A 345-nucleotide genomic window follows, 5' to 3' on the forward strand; every position below is an offset into this window, starting at 1 on the left:
TACACGGAACAAGAAGACCGCGCACAACAATCCGGTGACCAGATTGGAGAACGCTAATGGCCGGACCAGAAGACGCAGGCTCGCTCTTTCAGCGCCTCAAAGACCTCGTAAACCAACTCCTACCCAAAGACCGCCCCACCCCGCCCCCGGCCGGGCCGGGTGGGGAAGAGCACATCGATCTGAGCAAGCTTGGGGATGTGGCGGGCAAGCTGGGCGAGGTCGAGGCCCTGCGCCAGCGCACGTTGGAATCGGACGAGCGCTATTGCGCGGAACAGATCGAGAAGTGGTACATGAGAACCCACGAGGAAGGGGTAAACGCCACCGAGATCCTGCGCGCGCTAGCAA

The 345-nt window shown here is 61.7% G+C and carries 1 protein-coding gene; it reads left to right on the forward strand.

Annotation, left to right across the window (positions count from 1 at the left end; genetic code table 11):
- Positions 1-56: 56 nt before the first annotated feature.
- Positions 57-345: hypothetical protein (locus EII42_RS12545; RefSeq protein WP_148098072.1), on the forward strand; the 289-nt coding region annotated here is incomplete at its 3' end.

It is taken from the genome of Tessaracoccus sp. OH4464_COT-324 (assembly GCF_003932855.1).
Classification (GTDB): Bacteria; Actinomycetota; Actinomycetes; order Propionibacteriales; family Propionibacteriaceae; genus Arachnia.